This window comes from Nocardia sp. CC213A (genome assembly GCF_030766805.1).
Classification (GTDB): Bacteria; Actinomycetota; Actinomycetes; order Mycobacteriales; family Mycobacteriaceae; genus Nocardia; species Nocardia otitidiscaviarum.
Genome location: NZ_JASFXA010000001.1, coordinates 187,196 through 203,883 on the forward strand (window position 1 = coordinate 187,196; position 16,688 = coordinate 203,883).

Below are 16,688 nucleotides of genomic sequence, written 5' to 3' on the forward strand. Positions count from 1 at the left end.
TTCACCTACTCGCCGGATTTGACTTCGATCGACTTCGCCTGCGACTGCGGCTCGGCCATGGGCACCGTGACGGTCAGTATGCCCTTCGCGTAGGTGGCGTCGATGGCGTCCTCCTGCGCACCCGGCGGCAGTGCGACGGTACGTACGAAGGAACCGTACCGGAATTCCGAGCGGCCCTTGTCCTCTTTGCGTTCGGTGCGCTCGGCCTTGATGGTGAGCTGACCGTTCTGCACGGACACCTGGGCGTCGGCGGGGTCGATGCCGGGGATCTCGGCGCGAATGACGTAGCGGCCGTCCTCGACGGTGTCCTCGACCCGCAGCAGGTGCGCGCCGAACATCGGGACATCCGGCGGCAGTACGGAATTCCACAGATCGGCGACATCGGGCAGCAGCGAACCCGGGTGACGGTGTACGGACAACAGACTCATTTTCTCTCCTCGGTGAACGACCGCAGGGCTACCGCGGTGACCTTGTACTCCGGACAATCGGTGACCTCGTCGGCGGACCGCGAGGTGAGCTCGTTGGTAGGGGCCTGCGGGAAGTGGAAGGCGGTGAAGACCTGTCCGGGCGCGACCTCGTCGGTGGGGCGCGCCGACAGCACCATCCGGCCGCGGCGGCTGCGGATCTCCACGGGATCACCCGCCGCCACCCCGAGCGCTGCCGCGTCATCGGGTGCGATGTCCAGGGTTTCGCCCGCGAGCAGTTCGGCGTTGGGGGTGCGCCGGGTCATGGATCCGGTGTTGTAGTGCGCCAGTCGGCGACCCGTCACCAGGACGAACGGATACTCCGCGTCCGGCTCCTCGCCCGGCGGCAGATATGGCCGCGCCGCGAGCGCCGCACGGCCGTCGGCGGTGGCGAAGCGGTCCAGGTGCAGGACGGGGGTGCCGGGGTGGCCGGGGTCCGGGCACGGCCAGTGCAGCGGTCCGACCCGGTCCAGCCGATCGTGCGAGATCCCGCCGAAAGCCGGTGTGAGGCGAGCACATTCGTCCAGCGCCGCCGCGGGGGTCGGGCACCCGGGATCGGCTCCCAGGGCGGACGCCACCGCGCGCAGGATGTCGAAGTCGGTGCGCACCCCGCCCGGTGGGTCGAGTGCCGGGCGGACGCGTTGGAAGCGGCGATCGAAATTCACGAAGGTGCCGTCCTTCTCGAGGAACGACGCGGCCGGGAGCACCACGTCCGCCAGTTCGGCGGTGCGCGAAAGGAAGACGTCCTGGCTGATGACGAGTTCACAGGCGGCCAGGGCGGCCCGCACATGCCCGGCGTCGGGGTCGGAGCTGACCAGGTCCTCACCGATGACGTAGAGCGCCCGCAGGCCGCCGTCTAGTGCCGCGCCGAACATGGCGGGGATGCGCAGGCCCGGCCGCTCCGGTATCGGCACTCCCCACCCGCGGGAGAACCGCTCGCGCACGGCGGGATCGGCGAGCCGCTGATAGCCGGGCAGCACATCTGGCAGCGCACCCATATCCGATGCGCCCTGCACATTGTTCTGCCCGCGCAGGGGCAGCACCCCGCAGCCGTCCGCAGTGCCGACGGTCCCCCGCAACAGCGCCAGATTGGCCAGGGTGCGCACCCCGTCGGTGCCGTGGGCGTGTTCGGTGATGCCCAGGCCGTACAGGATCACCGGATGTCGCGCGCTGCCGAACAGGCGGGCGGCATCGGCCAGCGCCGCCGCGGGCACGCCCGCGACAGCGGCCACCCGCTCGGCGGAGTAGTCGGCGAGCAGGGCCGTCAGTTCGTCGAGTCCGGTGGTGCGGTCACGCAGATAGTCGTGGTCCACCTGGCCGGAGTCGAGCAGCAGGCGAGCCAGCGCGTTGAAGACGGCCACATTCGACCCCGGCACGCCCCGCAGGTGCACATCCGCCAGGTCCGCCAGTTCGGTCCGGCGCGGATCCACCACCACCAGGCGCGCCCCGGCGTGCACCCGGTGCACGATCCGGGAACCGACCACCGGATGCGCTTCGGTGGGATTGGCCCCCGCGACCAGAATGCAGTCGGCGCGGTCGAGGTCGTCGAAGGAGTTGGTACCGCCCGCGAACCCGAACGACGCGGTGAGCCCGGCCGCGGTCGGTGCGTGGCACAGCCGGGAGCAGTTGTCGATATTGTTGGTGCGCAGGACCGTTCGGGCGATCTTCTGCGCGAGGTAGTTCTCCTCGTTGGTGGCGCGCGCGGAACAGATCATGCCGATGGCGTCGCCGCCGTGGGTATCGCGCACCCGGGTCAGCTCCCGCGCGATGTGCGCGAGGGCCTCCTCCCAGGTGGCTGGTCGCAGTGGCGATCCACGCCCCGCCGCGCGCAGCAGCGGTTGGGTGAGGCGGTCACCGGATGTCACGAACCCGTGGGCGAAACGCCCCTTCACACAGGCGTGTCCGCGATTGACCGGTGCGTGATGGGTCGGGGTCACGGCCACGATGCCCGCCGCGTCGGTGTGCACGTCGAGTGCGCAGCCGACACCGCAGTAGCCGCAGGTCGTGGTGGTCGTCGCGGTCGCGGTGCGGCCCACGGCGTGCTTGTCGTAGAGCGCGCCGGTCGGACAGGAGTCGACACAGCCACCGCACGACACACACGGCGACTGCGCCCACGTGCCGCCGTCCCCCGCGGTGACGACGGTGTCGAAGCCTCGACCGGCCAACTCGAGTGCGAAGGTGCCCTGGACATCGGCGCACATGGCGACACAGCGGCCACAGGCGATGCAGAGGTCCCGGTCGACGCCGATATAGGGATGCGAATCGTCGGTGCCGCTGGTGTGCACGGCACCGGTGAACGCACCCCGCTCGACGCCGACGCTCGCACAGACGCGCACCAGTTCACTGCGCTCAGGCGGTATGCCGAGTGCACGGGCGGGCAGTTCGGAGACGATCAACTCGAGGGTGCCGCGGGCAGCGGCACGGGCCACCGGATCGCCGGGGTCGATCATCATGCCGTCATGGACCGGTGTGGTGCAGGCCGCGACCGCGCGTCGGTCCGCGGCGACCAGGCAGATACGGCAGGAACCGCGCGGTAGCAGCCGATCGTCGTGGCACAGGGTGGGCAGTTCACGGCCGGACGCCCGGATGGCGTCCAGCACCGTCGCGGCGGCGGCGGTCTCGACCGGCGTGCCGGCCACGTACACACGTACCATCACGGTCACCCCCGGTCGTGGATTCCATAGACGCGCAACAGGCTTCGGACCGCCGCCGCCACCCCGGTGCCGAACGCGCACATGCTGCCGGTGCGCATGATGTCGAGCAGTCGCCGCATCGTCGCGTCGGCGGCGGGCTCTGCGGCGTCCATGCGCTCGGCCAGCTCCTGTCCGCGCCGGGTGCCCACCCGGCACGGGGCGCAGGCGCCGCAGCTCTCCCGGGCGGCGAAGGTCCACAGCTGCCGCAGCAGATCCACCGCGCCGACGGTGTCCGGCACCGCGACCAGGCTGCCGTGTCCGAGGCTCACGCCCCGCTCGGCCAGGTCCGCGGTGGCCAGTCCGGTATCGAGTTCGTCGGGGGCGAGGAATCCACCCAGGGGGCCGCCGACCTGGAGGGCCCGCAGCCGATGTCCGTCGCGCAGCCCACCGCCGAGGTCCTCGACGATCCAGCGCAGCGAGGCGCCGAACTCCACCTCGTACACGCCGGGGCGGGTGAATTCGGAGTTCAGGCAGACGAGTTTGGTGCCCGTCTCCTCGGGCCGCCCCAGCTTCGCATACGACTCGCCGCAGTTGCGCACGATCCACGGCACCGCCGCGAGGGTCTCGACATTCTGCAGCACGGTCGGACGGCCACCGTAGCCGCATTCGGTCGGGTAGGGCGGTCGGGTCTGCACCGTGCCGCGCAAACCCTCCAGGGAGCGCAGCAGCGCGGTCTCCTCACCGGCCACATACGCGCCCGCGCCGACCTGCACGGTCACGTCGAAGTCGAGTCCGGACCCGTGGATGTCGCGGCCCAGCTGCCCCGATGCGCGGGCCTGGTCGATGGCGGCGCGCATCGTCCGCGCCGCCACCGGATACTCCGAACGGACCAGGACGATTCCTCGGTCGGCCCCCACCGCCGCGGCGCACAGCGCCATCCCCTCCAGCACCCGGTGCGGGTCGTATTCCATGAGCAGCCGGTCGCAGTACGAGCCCGGATCGCCCTCGTCGCCATTGGCGACCACATAGCGGGGGGCCGGATTCCGGACGGCCGCACGCCATTTGGCGCTCACCACGTATTCGGCGCCGCCCCGGCCGCGCAGCCCCGACCGCACCACCTCGTGCCAGATCTCGTGCTGGCGGCGGGTCTCGACCACCTCGGCCCACACCTGCCAGGGCTGCGCGTCACCGACCAGTCCGGCGAGCACCACCGGCTCCGCGGCGCGGCAAGCGTAGGGAATCGGCGGTGCGGGCGTGCGCTCCGAACCGCTCAGCAATGTCTCGCCGTGCAGTTCCGCTGGTGCGGCATGACAGCTTCCCAGGCAATAGACCGATCGCTCGTCCGGGCCCGGTGCCGCCGGGTAGCCGCCGCGCGCGACGAAACATCCGGTGCCGTCGCACACGCTGATCGGTCGCGGCTCGGTCAGATCCGCGTAGAACGACGCGGAGCCGGCCACCGTGGCCTGGGGCAGATGTGCCGCCGTGGCGATGGCGTCGATATCGCCGCGCCGGATCTCACCGTGCGCATCGGCCGCGTTCCGCAACCAGCCGGTCACGTGCGTGGCGGATGCGGTGACGCGGTGCGCCCGAACCGCCATCCAATCGCGGGGTCGACTCTCCATCGCCTCTCCCTCTGCCCCGGCTCTGCGGTGGCCGGCACCGACTACTCTGCGCTCGGACACGTCGGTGCCGGGAGGGCCGCCCAGCCCACTCCCGCAAGGTCTTTGGTCCCAGCCGCGACGGGCGCGCCGCCTCTACACACGTGGTCGCCGAGCACAGAAGCTGAGACCATGGACCCGAAGACCCCGCAACGACGCCCCGGCCCGCCCCACGGTGCCGACCGACAGCCACCCGTCGTCGTCGGAGTCGACGGCTCCGCCGCCGCGTTGCGCGCGGTCGAATGGGCGGCCGCGGCGGCGCTGTCCCGTTCCGCGCCGCTGCGCCTGGTCTACGTGCTCCCACCCCTGGACCGTCCCCAGTACCGGCCCGGGGGCAGCCGTCATCGGCAGGCCGCCGCCGCGCTCGACAGCGCCCGGCGCACCGCGCTCCGGTCCACGGCGGAGCTGGAGTCGACCGCTCCCCTCGACATAGTTGTCGACATCCGGCACGGCCACGCCGATCGGGAGCTGCTGGAACTGTCCCGGTCCGCCGATCTGATCGCTGCTCGGCGCCGCCGATATCGGCCTCTTCGCACATATGGTGCTGGGTTCGACCGCACTGCCCCGCACGTCGGCCGCGACGCAGCACCGCACGCCGTGACGGACCCGGCAGCAGCTGCCGCCCGCTGTCCGAAGGTCAGCTGCCCGAAGGTCATTCGGTGCGGGCGCGCAACGCGCGAACGATCAGCACCACACACACCGCAACGGACAGCGCCGCAACGGCCGTGAGGGCCAGACGGGAGCCATCGTGCGAGGCAGGTCCCGGAGTGGGGCGCGTCCGAGTCAGCGAACGGGGCACCGCCGCGGTGCCGACGGTGAGGGCGAGCGGGGCCGCGCCCGCCATCGGACTCGAACCCGAGCTCCCGACCCCCAGATGCCACAACCTGTAGTCATCGGGAGCCGAGACAGCTTGTCCGGGGGCGAGATTCGCCCACGGTCGGCGTGGCTCGATCCGCACCACATGCGTCATGCCGTCGGGTACCGGGGGATCGTCGGGCACGGTGGGAATGACCACCTCGCCAGTCCTCGTCAGCAGGCACAGCATGGGAGTGGCCGGACCGTCGTCGACCGAGACGTCCGCGACATAGGCCGTCATCGGCCGCTCCTCCCCCGCGGGCGCATACTGTTCCTCCGTAGCGGCGCTGTTCATGGCACACCCCTGATATCGAAAAACACTCCTGTAAACGAGGATTCGGCAGACAGAGCGAATCCGACAGAGTAGTTCGGCACTCGATTCCGGCGCACCAACGCCGCGCAGGGCCGAAAGTCCCGCCCGCACCCCCGTTTCGGCCCTGTCCCACCGCCGATGCGGCGGCGGACACTCACGCCATGAGGCATAAACGAGTCGCGGACGTCATGACCCAGGACGTGATCACGGTGCCGGTGGACATGCCCTTCCACGGCATCGTTCGCACCATGGCCGAACACGCCGTCAGCGGTGTCCCGGTCATCGACGCGCACCGCCGGGTGGTCGGCATCGTCACCGAGGCCGATCTGCTCGGCCGCCGAGCGGGCGTGGCACCCGTCTCCGCCTGGCAGGCCCTGCGCCGCAGACTGTTCACGCAACGCGGCACCGGACGCACGGCCGCGGACCTGATGAGCGCGCCCGTGGTAGCGGTGGACGCCGGGGCCCGGCTCACCACGGCGGCCGCCCTCATGGCCCGCCAACACGTGAAGCGCCTACCCGTACTCGGCCCCGACCGGGTGCTGCGCGGCATCGTCAGCCGCAAGGACCTGCTCAGCGTGTACCGCCGCCCCGACTCGGAACTCGCCGCGGAAGTCCGTGACGAGGTGCTGCGCCGCGCGATGTCCGTACCCCACTCCGCGGTTTCCGTCACGGTCGACCAGGGTGTGGTCACCCTGAGCGGAACGGTGGAGCGCGGCAGCATGATCGAGATCATCAGGGTGCTCACCGCCGCCGTCGACGGCGTGGTGGACGTCGTCACCGATCTCACCACGGAGATCGACGAAACCCGACCGGAAACCACGATGGAGAGCACCGGCCCCGACGGCACCCTCACCCGTAACCCCTGACCACCGCGGTGACGGGCATCGGCACGGCCCCGCCCGCCACCGGGCGCCGTCAGCGCGACGGCACGATCACGCCGTAGTGGCCGTCGTAGCGGTGGTAGACGACGCAGCCGCGGCCGAGGTCGGGGTCGCGGTAGAAGACGAACGGCCAGCCGGTGACCTCCAGGCGGTCGATGGCGCCGGGGAGGTCGGTGACGATCGCGGGGGCCAGGCTGATCATGACCGGGGTGTTGCCGCGGGCGACGTCGTCGGGGCGGGGATCCAGCTGGGCCAGGCGGAAACCGGCGTCGTCGGCGTGGTAGAGCACGCTGTCCTGGCCGGTGCCGGATTCGACGAAGAGGTGGAAATCGTAGTCCAGCAGGTCCATCTCGGCGGCGGCCCCGTCGCAGGTTTCGGTGCCGAGGGCATAGGACTTGCGGCGCAGCACCTCTCGCTCCTCCACCGGGCGCGGGAAATAGGGCAGCGGGGTCCGCGCGGACGCGCCGTGTCGCCACTCGTGCGGCCGGGTGGGCGTCCGGCGGTGGCGCACCGCCTCCCAGTTCCGGGTCAGGCGCAGCAGCCGGGCACGCAGCCGATCCGCCAGCAGGTCCACCGCCTCCCGGGTCGACGCCGCCCGCACCTGGACCCGGACCGGGCGGCCCTGCATATTCACATTCGCCTGTGCCACCACCGCTTCCGACACCGCCGGATCTCGGTGGCCGGTGAGCCGCACCCGCGCGGCGAGTACCGGTTCGGGCGCGAACGTCAGGGCGTGCCCGACCTTCTCCCGGGCGTAGGCCGCCCCCGCGGCCGAGACGTGGTGACCGACCGACACCGTCAGCATCGACTCCGGCTCCGTTGAACGCTGCAGCAACATCGCAGAACCTCCTTGTCAGGCACTGTGCCATCGCGATCGGCACCTGCGGAGGGCCTTTGGTCACCAGGCGGCGACCCGTTCGACCATCCCCGCCGCACGGCGCGCCCCCGGCGCGACTGCTGACCGAGGACCCGCCGCGCGATTCCGATATCCCCTATCGCGATGACGTCGCGGCGGGCGAGCGTGGAGGTGCCGACGACGGAAGGCGGAGTCATGGCGCGATCGTCACATGTGGGCATTCGGGCGCGGGTCGCCCGCGCATCACAGATCGGCCGGGTGCTGTGGAGCAGCGAAACCAGCTGGCTCGGAGACGCTTTGACGGTCCGCGAATGCGGGTCGCTGCGCTGCCGACTGCACTGCGCGGCCGGACTCGACCAGTGCCCACATCACCAGGCTCTGGAACACCCACTGCCGGAACGCATTCGCGAAGTGCTAGAACAACTCGGTCCCACCTTCGTCAAGCTCGGGCAGATGCTGGCGCTGCGCCCCGACTACCTCCCGCTCCCCTACGCCCAGGCCCTGCAACGCCTGCACACGCACGCGGTGCCCTTCGACGCCGCCGCGGCCCGGCAGACGGTCGAACTCGAACTGCGCGCCCCGCTGCGTCGGCTCTTCCGCGACTTCGAACCCGAACCGTTCGCCGCGGCCTCCCTCTCCCAGGTCCACCGCGCCACGCTGCCAGGCGGCAGGCGGGTGGCGGTGAAGGTGCAGCGGCCCGGGGTGAACGAACTGGTCGCCCGCGACCTGGCCCTGCTGCGGTGGATGGCCGGATCCATCGAACGCCATCGCCCCGGCGCACTGGCCTTCCGCCCCACCGACGCGGTCGACGAGCTGGCCGCCTACACCACCCGGGAGCTCGACTTCCGCCGCGAGGCAATGGTTTCCGAGCAGATCCGCCGCAACAGCGCCGCCGACCACCGGTTCGTGGTGCCCGCGGTGCACCGGCAGCTCAGTACCTCGCGAGTGCTGACCACCGACCTCATCGACGGTCTGGAACCCGCACCCGCCGCGGAACTGACGGCGGCGGGCATCGATCCGGAGAAGGTGTTGGCCGCCGGGGCCAGCTGGATGGTGCGGCAGCTGTTCACCGACGGGCTGTTCCACGCCGATCCGCATCCCGGCAATATCCTGCTGCTGCCCGACAACCGCGTGTGCCTGCTCGATTTCGGCATGTTCGGCCGCCTCGACCGTGTGCAGCGCCGCCGCATGGGACTCATGCTGCTGGCCCTCATCGGTGGCGACTACGCCTCGGTCGGCACCCAACTGCTGCGCATGTCCACCCTGCGCCCCGGCGCGGATCCGCGCGGCTTCCGCGATGCCGTGGCCGATCTGGTGGAGGACTGGTATGAGGCGGAGACCGGCATGACCGCGGCCCAACTGCTGCTGCGAGATCTGGGACTCGGCGGCAGTTTCGGCATCGTCTTCCCGCGCGAACTCATGCTGCTGTGCCGATCGCTGGTCACCCTGGAGTCGACGGCACGGGTGATCCGCCCCGATCTCGACCTGTCGACGCTGCTGCGGCCCCTGCTGCCGCAACTGCTGCTGGCGCTGCTGCCCACCCCGGCCAATCTCTGGGCCACGCTGCGCGAACAGCGCATCGACTATCTCGCCCTCGCCCTCGATATGCCCGATCTGCTCGTCGACCTCGCCGATACGCTGCGGCACCGAGGAGTGCTGGATCAGCTCACCGCCGCGGTCGCGCCTCCGCCGCCGCGTAGCTGGCTGCCCGCCGTCGCGACGCTGGCGGGCGGCGGCTGGCTGCTGCGCGGAGTGCGGCCGCATTGAGAACAGCCGCGTCGAGAACGGCAGTACCGAGAACGGCAGCACCGAGAACGGCAGCGGTGAGCACAACCGCGGTGAGAACGGCAGCGGTGAGCACAACCGCAGTGAGCACAACCGCACCGAGAACGCCCGTACGCGAACGGGATCCGCGCCGTTCGGGGACGCCGTTCGGGGACGCCGTTCGGGGACATTGGTCCCGGTCGGCGCGGGCAGGACGCCTCTCCCGAGTGCGCCGCCCACGCGCGACGCTGTTCCCATGGCAAGTCGAACACCGCGTATCGCGATTCTGTACGCAACCGCAGCGGGTTCCACCCGTGGGGTCGCCGAATTCCTCGGCGCGCACCTGTCCGCGCGCGGAGCCGCGGTCGAAGTCACCTCCGTGACGCAGGCGCCCGAGCTGGCCCATTTCGACGCCGTCGTGCTGGGCAGTGCCGTGCGCAATACGGATCTGCTGCCGACGATGCACGAGTACGCGCGCACTCATCGGGACGCGCTGGAGAGCCGCCCGACGTGGCTGTTCGCCGTGGGTCTCGCCCCGGCGCTGCGCGGTCCCGTCGGACGCTGGTTCGCCGGACAGTGGGCGGGCAAGCTGGCCTCGATCGGCACCTCGATGGGTGTCGTGGGCAGCCGCACCTTCGCCGGTCGGATGGACCGCGACGGCGTGCCGCTGTGGGTCCACCTCATCTATCTGGCGATGGGCGGCGGCCGCTACGGCGATCTGCGCGACTGGGACGACATCCGCCGCTGGGCCGACACCATCGCCGATTCCCTTCGGCTGCCGTCGATTTCCGCCAACCCGACACACCAGTGAGATGATCACCATGTACGCACGCGATATCCTCACCCGCCCGGTCGTCACCGTCGGACCGCAGGTCACCGTCCGCGCGGCGGTCGCCCTGCTCACCGGCCACGGCTTCGCCGCACTACCCGTCGTCGACGACGAGGGCCGAGTGGTGGGCATGTTCTCCGAATCCGACGCACTGGGTGTCACCTCGCATCTGGACACCGCCATCGTCGAGGCCGTCATGGCGGTACCCGCCGAGGTCGTCACGCCCGGCACCGATATCTCCGCCATCGCGTCGCGCATGCTCAGCGGGCAGTTGCGGTCCATGCCGGTGGTCGAGCACGGCCTGCTGGTCGGCATCGTCGCCCGCAGCGATCTACTGCGCGCGCTCATTCGTGACGAGACCACCGTCGAGGCGCGCGTGCGCGCCCTGCTCGACGACTACGCGGGCAGCCGCCGCGCCTGGTCCATCGAGGTCACCGACGGTCAGGTGGTCATCCGCGGACTGTTCGCCGACGCCAGCGAGCAGAGTGTGGTGGCGGCCCTGGCGCGCACCGTCGCGGGGGTGGACCGGGTGGAGTTGATCGACGACGCGGCCGTGGTCACCGATCGCTGAACCGGTCGCCGCCGACCGCACCGACCGTTCGAGGCCGCCGAGTCGCCGCCCTCGTGGCCCCGGCACACACCGGCCGAACGGTGCCGGTCGTCGGCACCAATAGTCGTCGGCCCAATAGTCGTCGGCGCCAATACTCGGTACCGAAGGACCGGGCAGCGAAAGACTATTCGGCCGACAAACCCCGATCCGGACAGTTCCCCGAGCCATCGTGAGGTGCGAGCCATCGTGGGGTGCCATCGTGAGGTGCCATCGTGCGGTCCGGGCGACTCCCGAGCCATCGTGAGGTCTGTGTGTGTGAGGTCCGTCAGCCAGCGTGAGCCCGTCAGCATGAGCCCGTCAGCATGAGGTCTGTCAGCGTGTGGTCTGTCAGCGTGCGATCTGTCAGCATGCGATCTGTCAGCGTGCGATCTGTCAGTGGAAAGTCAGGGTTTCGGTCAGCGGTCGCCGCGCGGTCAGCGGCGGACGCTCCCCCTCGGCGACGCTGCCCACTCGGATCACCACCTGCGGCAGGGCCGAATGCGGCAGCAGGTCGGCGATGGCCCGGCGCGCGGCGGGCAGTTCGGTCACGTGCGTGAGGGCACAGGTCGCCAGGTCGTGCGCGGTGCACTCCAGCAGCACGGCCGAGAGCGCCTCCCCGGTGTGCAGCCAGCGCAGCAGGGTGTCGTCGTGGGAGCTCAGCACCACCAGTCGCGCGTGGTCGATGGCGGTGCGGCGCGGTGCGTGCTCGGGATGCCGGAACGACCGCGCGACGCCGACGCGGGCCTCTTCGCCCACGGTGGGCAACGCCTCCGGCGGAACGCCCGACGACATACCGGAATGCCCGGCCCACCAATCCAGTTCCGACCGGTACTGCATGTCGTAGCGGCGGGCGGCGGTGGCGTGCCGGGACAGTTCGATCAGCTGGGAGCGGGCGTTCTCGTCCAGCACGTCCAGGGCGAGATCGTGCGGGGAGGCCAGGCCGCGCAGGGTGGGCGACAGGGCGACCCACCCCTGCGGCTCGGCCAGCGGTAGCCGATCGGTGTAGCGGCGGGCCATGGCCTCCGCCCGCGCCGTCACCGCCACGGGCGGATCCGGCCAGGCGTGGAAGCGCAGCGTGGCCAGCCGCTCCGGATGTTCGGTCTCCGGGAGCCGGACCACATCGGTGTGCCAGCCGCGGGCGGCGAAGGCGAGCCGGGCGTGATGCAACTCGGCGCCGCAGCTCATCGCCCACTGGCGATGGTGCGGATCGGTGGCTGGCAGGCGGCGGTCGACATCGCCGTACAGGTGCAGATTGTGCCCGTCGAAGATCCAGCGCCAGGGCTGGGTGTTGTGGACGGACGGGGCGCGAGCGGCGAGCTCCAGCGCCGCTGTCACCGTCGACCGATCGGGAACGGTTGCCGTCGTGGGGAAATCGCTGCTGCTCATAATGGTGAGTCTGGTCGCCTCCGGGAGCGGTCGGTACCGCCCTTCCGCCCCCAGCGGTGGGTCCATGGTCACTTCACGAGATCACGACTTGCCATTGCGCGCCGCGATCATGGTGGTCACGATCGCGGTGATGGCGATGAGCAGTGCGATGAGCACCGCCGCGGTGGGCCAGTCCATTGTCTCACTCCTTTCGAGGGCGGTAGTCGGATCCGGCGAAACCCGTTGGCCGCCTACCGTTCACCATGCGCCACCGCCCCGGTCGACAGCAGGGCCGAACGGCACCGCCGCGAGTGACTTCAGCGGGCTGTGCGCATCTCCTCCGATCGGATGGGCACCTCGCCGTCGGCGCCGAAGGTGCGGCCGTGCTTGTGGGCGTTGCGTTCGAAGAGTCGGAAGAGGGGGGTGGTGGCGAAGGTGGTGACGAGGGCCATGAGGGCGAGGATGGTGTAGAGGGCGGGGGTGATGAGGCCCGCGGTGAGGCCGATATTCAGCAGAATGAGTTCCATCAGGCCGCGGGCGTTGGCGAGCGCGCCCATCGAACCGGCTTCGCGCCAGCTCATGCCCTGGTAGCGGGCGGCCAGGGTGACCGCGCCGAATTTGCCGCCGAACGAGACCACCAGTACGGCGACGGCCGTCAGCAGGACCGATGGCTCGAGGATCAGGCTCAGTTCGGTATTGAGGCCGGAGAAGATGAAGAACGCGGGTAGCAGCAGATACGACACCAGCGGTTCGGTGCGGGCGCGCACCTGATCGAGCAGGCGGCCGCGCGGCATGGCGATACCGGCGACGAACGCTCCGAACACCGAGTACACGCCGACCAGGTCGGTGAACCAGGCGCACAGCAGCACCACCGTGAGCATGACGATCAGCGGTGCGGTCGCCACGGCGTCGCCGTGCGGGTCGCGGTCCGCCCAGCCGTTGAGCGGTGCCAGCGCACGCCTGCCGACGGTCAGCATGAACACCACGAACCCCACGCCGCCGCCCACCGCGATCAGCGCACCCGCCGCATCACCCCGGGTACTGGCCACGACCGCGGCCAGCAGCACCCACGCGCAGGCGTCGTCGGAGGCGGCGCAGGCCAGCGCCATGGTGCCGATGCGCGTGCGGTGCAGCCCGGAATCGTGAATGATCCACGCCAGCATCGGAAACGCGGTGATGGCGACCGCGGCGGCCAGGAACAGCGCCGCCTGCCAGGATGCGATCTCGTCGGTGAAGTAACCGCCACGGGCGGCCAGCACCAGTCCCGTCGCCCCGCCCAGCAGCATCGGCACCGCCACCCCGGCGGTGGCGGTGGCCCCCGCCACTCGGACGTGCGCGCCGAGAATGTCGGTCTGGAAGGCCGAGCCGACCAGGAACATGTACAGCACCAGCCCGAGCTGCCCGACGACGTAGATGACGCCGAGCGACGGATGGGTCACGGTCTCGCCGCCGATGGCGATGGTGGTGGGGAACAGCCACCGCTGCGCGGCGGGCCACACCGCGCCGAGCACCGAAGGGCCGAGCAGGAATCCGGCGGCCATGATGGCGACCACCTGCACCTGTCCCAGCGGTCGGCACACCAGCCACACCAGCCGGTACACCACCAGAATGACGGCCATCTGCACGAAGAAGTGCATGGACAGCTCCAGCAGGGAGGGCATGACCGGGCTGTCCTTCACTCGAATTCGGCGGCGTCGCCGCGGGTGAGCAGTACGGTATCGGGGGCGACGCGCGTACAGCGCAGTCCCGCCCGCCGCGCCTCGGCACGCAGGGCGGCCAGGTCGTAGTCCGCCCACGGCATGGGGGTCTGCACCGTCCGCAGCACCGTGTTCCGGTGCAGCAGCCGGTAGGTCAGCGTCCACCGCGCCGGGCCGCCCGGCTGCCGCGACGGTTCGTCCTCGCTACCGCGGCTCCAGACTTCGATGTGGTTCTCCCCCACCGGAACTCGCGCGATCCGGGTCAGGGCGGGAGTGGGCGGCGCGGTCTCGTCGAGCAGTTCGACGACGGCGGGAGCTCCGGGAGCCAGCCGCTCACCGAGCGTGGTCAGCAGCCGGGTCCGATCGGCGGCGGGCAGGTGGCCGAGTACGCCGTAGACGACGGCCCCGCCCAGCCGGACCGGAAAGGCCAGCGCGCTCACCGGATCGGCCACGATGGTGACGCGATCGGTCAGTCCGCGCACCGCGATCCGGGTGGCCAGCGCGATCCGCATGGCCGCCGACGGCTCCACCGCGATGACCTTCGCGTCCGGCACCGCGTCGGCGACCGCCGCGGTGGACAGCCCGGTGCCCGCGCCGATGTCCAGGATCGGGCCCAGGTCGGGCCGGGCCCGCCGCAGCGCGGCCGCCAGCACCGGCCCCTTGCGCGCCCACAGCGGCGCCGCGACCAGGTCGTAGAACTCGGCGGTGGCGGCATAGGGGTCGATCACCGCGCGTACTCCATCAGCCAGACCGGGGTCGGTCCCGGCAGAGTGCGGGCGGACAGCCGCCGCAGCCCGGCCGCCGCCGCCAGTTCGTCGAGCTGTTCGCTGGTGCGTTCGCGCCCGCCGAACAGGACCAGCAGGCGCAGATCCATGGCGGTGGTGATCTCCGGCCGCACACCGCTGTCCAGGTTCTCCACCACGAGAACGCGACCGTGCGGGCCCGCGGCCTCGGCGCACCGCCGCAGAATGCGTGCGGCGTCGGCGTCGGGCCAGTCGTGCAGCACCCAGGTCAGCAGGTAGGCGTCCGCGCCCGCGGGCAGCGGTTCGAAGAAGTCGCCCGCCCGGGCGGTGCACCGCTCGCCCAGCCCGGCTCGCTCGAAGGCGCGGGCGGCGGCATCGGCGGCATCGGGCAGATCCACCAGGGTGCCGGTCAGCCGGGGATGCGCCGACGCGAGTGCGCTGAGCACCGCACCGGAGCCGCCGCCGACATCGACCACCGAGCGCACCCGGTCCCAGGCGTAGGCGTCGGTGAGGGTGGGCACGGTGAAGCGGGTGTGCTTGCTCATGAGTTCGTTGTAGGAGGCGTCGGTGTCGTCCCACAGCGATCGACCGTGCACCACCGGATAGCCGGGCTCACCGGTGCGCACCACCTCGAGCAGTGCGCCGAACGCGCGGTCCATGCGACCGCCCGCCCCGTCCAGGTCGAACCAATCCCGCATGGCGAGTGGGTGATCCGAGCACAGCAGCCGCGCGGAGTCGGTGAGTCCGAAGCGGCCGGGCGCGGTTTCGGTGAACACGCCACGGCAGGCGAGGTAGCGCAGCAAACGGTGCAGCGCATCGGCATTCGCCCCGGCCTTGCGGGCCAACTCGTGCGCGTCGTCGACACCGTCGGCGATCAGATCGGCGATGCGCAGGGTCGCCGCGACCCGAATCGCCCAGGGCGTCACCAGATCCGATTGATCCATCAGGGACACGGCAACCTCCGTACCGGTAGCGTGGCGGGACCGCGACTCATCAGGTCGCCGGTCGATCGATAGCTGAATCCGTCCGCCAGCCGCAGGCGCGGTGCGGTCTCGGCCAGCACGCGCAGATAGATCTGGGCTTGCAGGCGGGTGAATGTCGCGCCGAGGCAGGCGTGCGGCCCGGTGCCGAAGCTGAGGTGGCCCGCCGCGCCCGGCCGATGCAACCGGAACTCGTCGGGGTCCGGCCAGCGTCGGGGATCGCGGTTGGCTCCGGCGGTGACGACGAAGATCCGCTCCCCCGCCGCGACCGGTGTGTCGCCGACCGGGCAGGGGCGCGTCGCCGTGCGCATACTCCACAGCGCGGGTGGCTCGTGCCGCAGCGACTCCTCGACGGCCGCGCCGAGGTGCTCGGCGGGCAGCGGCCACATCCGCGAGATCAGCAGGCGGTGCAGCAGATTGCCGATCAGGTGGGTGACATTGCGGACACCGGCGACGACGAGGAAGTGCACGAGCATCCGCCGCTCCGGCGCGGTGAGGTCGGGGAAGCGCCGCAGCCGCAGGCCGCCGACGTGGTCGCGGAACTCCGACCAGCCGGGCGCGGTCTCGTAGCCGACCAGGGTGGTGAACTCCGACACCCACCGTCGCACCAGATCGCTTGGCAGTTCCAGGAATTCGGCGAGGGCGAGGGCGGGCAGCGGTTCGGCGAAGTCGGTCACCAGATCCTCGGCGGCCGCGGCGTGCGTGCGAGCGTGTGCCGCCAGGACGGGTTCCAGGTCGGCCAGTGCCTTGGCGGTGAACTGTCCGCGTATCAGCGCGCGCAGCCGGGTGTGCTCGGGTGCGTCGAGTTGGGACAGCGCCGGCACCTTCTCCGGCGCGGTCGCCTGTGCGGCGACGGTGTTGTTCGCCTGGCTCGAGAAGCTCGCTGCGTCCCGCAGCACGGTGCGCGACACCGCGTCGGACACCACGACCCGGAATCCGGAGAACGGGCAGGCCACCGGCGGGTGGTCGCGCAGCAGCGGATACGGATCGCGGATGTGCCGGGAGTCGAGCGGATTGAAGACGGTGTCGCCGGTGGACGTGTCGGTGGTGCCCGTGGACAT

At 71.0% G+C, this 16,688-nt stretch carries 15 protein-coding genes; 5 read left to right on the plus strand and 10 right to left on the minus strand.

The window, feature by feature from the left end; genetic code table 11:
* Nucleotides 1-5 precede the first annotated feature (5 nt).
* From QJS31_RS00905 to QJS31_RS00915, 3 genes are read right to left on the minus strand one after another with little or no spacing between them, the layout of a single operon-like run.
* A complete protein-coding gene (locus QJS31_RS00905; RefSeq protein ID WP_282783147.1) occupies nucleotides 6-428 on the minus strand; it encodes an Hsp20/alpha crystallin family protein in 423 nt (140 codons plus the stop codon).
* Nucleotides 425-3,118: a formate dehydrogenase subunit alpha gene (fdhF, locus tag QJS31_RS00910; RefSeq protein WP_282783145.1), complete on the minus strand. Its 2,694-nt coding sequence runs from the start codon at nucleotides 3,116-3,118 to the stop codon at nucleotides 425-427. The genes QJS31_RS00905 and fdhF overlap by 4 nt, the downstream gene beginning before the upstream one ends.
* 5 nt (nucleotides 3,119-3,123) lie before the next feature.
* Nucleotides 3,124-4,719, minus strand: coding sequence for an NADH-ubiquinone oxidoreductase-F iron-sulfur binding region domain-containing protein (locus QJS31_RS00915; RefSeq protein WP_282783143.1), 1,596 nt, complete (start codon nucleotides 4,717-4,719; stop codon nucleotides 3,124-3,126).
* Nucleotides 4,720-4,887: 168 nt separating this feature from the next.
* Between QJS31_RS00915 and QJS31_RS00920 the strand changes: the two genes are divergently transcribed.
* Nucleotides 4,888-5,484, plus strand: a complete 597-nt coding sequence (locus QJS31_RS00920; RefSeq protein WP_306355724.1) for a universal stress protein — start codon at nucleotides 4,888-4,890, stop codon at nucleotides 5,482-5,484.
* Here the strand turns inward: QJS31_RS00920 and QJS31_RS00925 are convergent.
* Entirely contained in the window at nucleotides 5,408-5,851 is a 444-nt protein-coding gene (locus QJS31_RS00925) for a hypothetical protein (RefSeq protein WP_306355725.1), read from the minus strand. The two genes, QJS31_RS00920 and QJS31_RS00925, sit on opposite strands and share 77 nt — an antisense overlap.
* A gap of 233 nt (nucleotides 5,852-6,084) precedes the next feature.
* On the opposite strand from QJS31_RS00925, the gene QJS31_RS00930 reads away from it, so the two are divergent.
* Nucleotides 6,085-6,789, plus strand: a complete 705-nt coding sequence (locus tag QJS31_RS00930; protein ID WP_306355726.1) for a CBS domain-containing protein — start codon at nucleotides 6,085-6,087, stop codon at nucleotides 6,787-6,789.
* 49 nt (nucleotides 6,790-6,838) lie between these two features.
* Here QJS31_RS00930 and QJS31_RS00935 read toward each other — a convergent pair whose 3' ends face one another.
* On the minus strand, nucleotides 6,839-7,642 hold the full coding sequence (locus QJS31_RS00935; RefSeq protein ID WP_282784252.1) for a sigma 54 modulation/S30EA ribosomal C-terminal domain-containing protein: 804 nt from the start codon (nucleotides 7,640-7,642) through the stop codon (nucleotides 6,839-6,841).
* A 213-nt stretch (nucleotides 7,643-7,855) separates the two neighbouring features.
* Between QJS31_RS00935 and QJS31_RS00940 the strand changes: the two genes are divergently transcribed.
* The 3 genes from QJS31_RS00940 (at nucleotide 7,856) to QJS31_RS00950 (ending at nucleotide 10,824) form a co-directional block, all read left to right on the plus strand.
* Nucleotides 7,856-9,427 (plus strand): AarF/ABC1/UbiB kinase family protein, encoded by a 1,572-nt coding sequence (locus QJS31_RS00940; protein WP_282784250.1) that lies wholly within the window; start codon nucleotides 7,856-7,858, stop codon nucleotides 9,425-9,427.
* A 253-nt stretch (nucleotides 9,428-9,680) separates the two neighbouring features.
* The gene (locus QJS31_RS00945; RefSeq protein ID WP_282784248.1) at nucleotides 9,681-10,235 is read left to right on the plus strand and encodes a flavodoxin domain-containing protein; all 555 of its coding nucleotides are present in this window, start codon (nucleotides 9,681-9,683) and stop codon (nucleotides 10,233-10,235) included.
* Nucleotide 10,236: 1 nt separating this feature from the next.
* Entirely contained in the window at nucleotides 10,237-10,824 is a 588-nt protein-coding gene (locus tag QJS31_RS00950) for an HPP family protein (RefSeq protein ID WP_200881348.1), read from the plus strand.
* Nucleotides 10,825-11,235: 411 nt separating this feature from the next.
* On the opposite strand, the gene QJS31_RS00955 is transcribed toward QJS31_RS00950, so the two are convergent.
* The 5 genes from QJS31_RS00955 to QJS31_RS00975 all read right to left on the minus strand — a co-directional run bounded on the left by QJS31_RS00955 (nucleotide 11,236) and on the right by QJS31_RS00975 (nucleotide 16,688).
* Nucleotides 11,236-12,228, minus strand: a complete 993-nt coding sequence (locus QJS31_RS00955; RefSeq protein ID WP_282784244.1) for a hypothetical protein — start codon at nucleotides 12,226-12,228, stop codon at nucleotides 11,236-11,238.
* A 296-nt stretch (nucleotides 12,229-12,524) separates the two neighbouring features.
* Nucleotides 12,525-13,868, minus strand: coding sequence for a cation:proton antiporter (locus tag QJS31_RS00960; protein ID WP_282784242.1), 1,344 nt, complete (start codon nucleotides 13,866-13,868; stop codon nucleotides 12,525-12,527).
* A 14-nt stretch (nucleotides 13,869-13,882) separates the two neighbouring features.
* Nucleotides 13,883-14,632, minus strand: coding sequence for a class I SAM-dependent methyltransferase (locus QJS31_RS00965; protein ID WP_282784240.1), 750 nt, complete (start codon nucleotides 14,630-14,632; stop codon nucleotides 13,883-13,885).
* Complete coding sequence (locus tag QJS31_RS00970; protein ID WP_306355903.1) at nucleotides 14,629-15,591, minus strand: methyltransferase; 963 nt, start codon at nucleotides 15,589-15,591, stop codon at nucleotides 14,629-14,631. Before QJS31_RS00970 ends, QJS31_RS00965 begins: the two co-directional genes overlap by 4 nt.
* Nucleotides 15,591-16,688 (minus strand): cytochrome P450, encoded by a 1,098-nt coding sequence (locus QJS31_RS00975; protein WP_282786148.1) that lies wholly within the window; start codon nucleotides 16,686-16,688, stop codon nucleotides 15,591-15,593. The genes QJS31_RS00970 and QJS31_RS00975 overlap by 1 nt, the downstream gene beginning before the upstream one ends.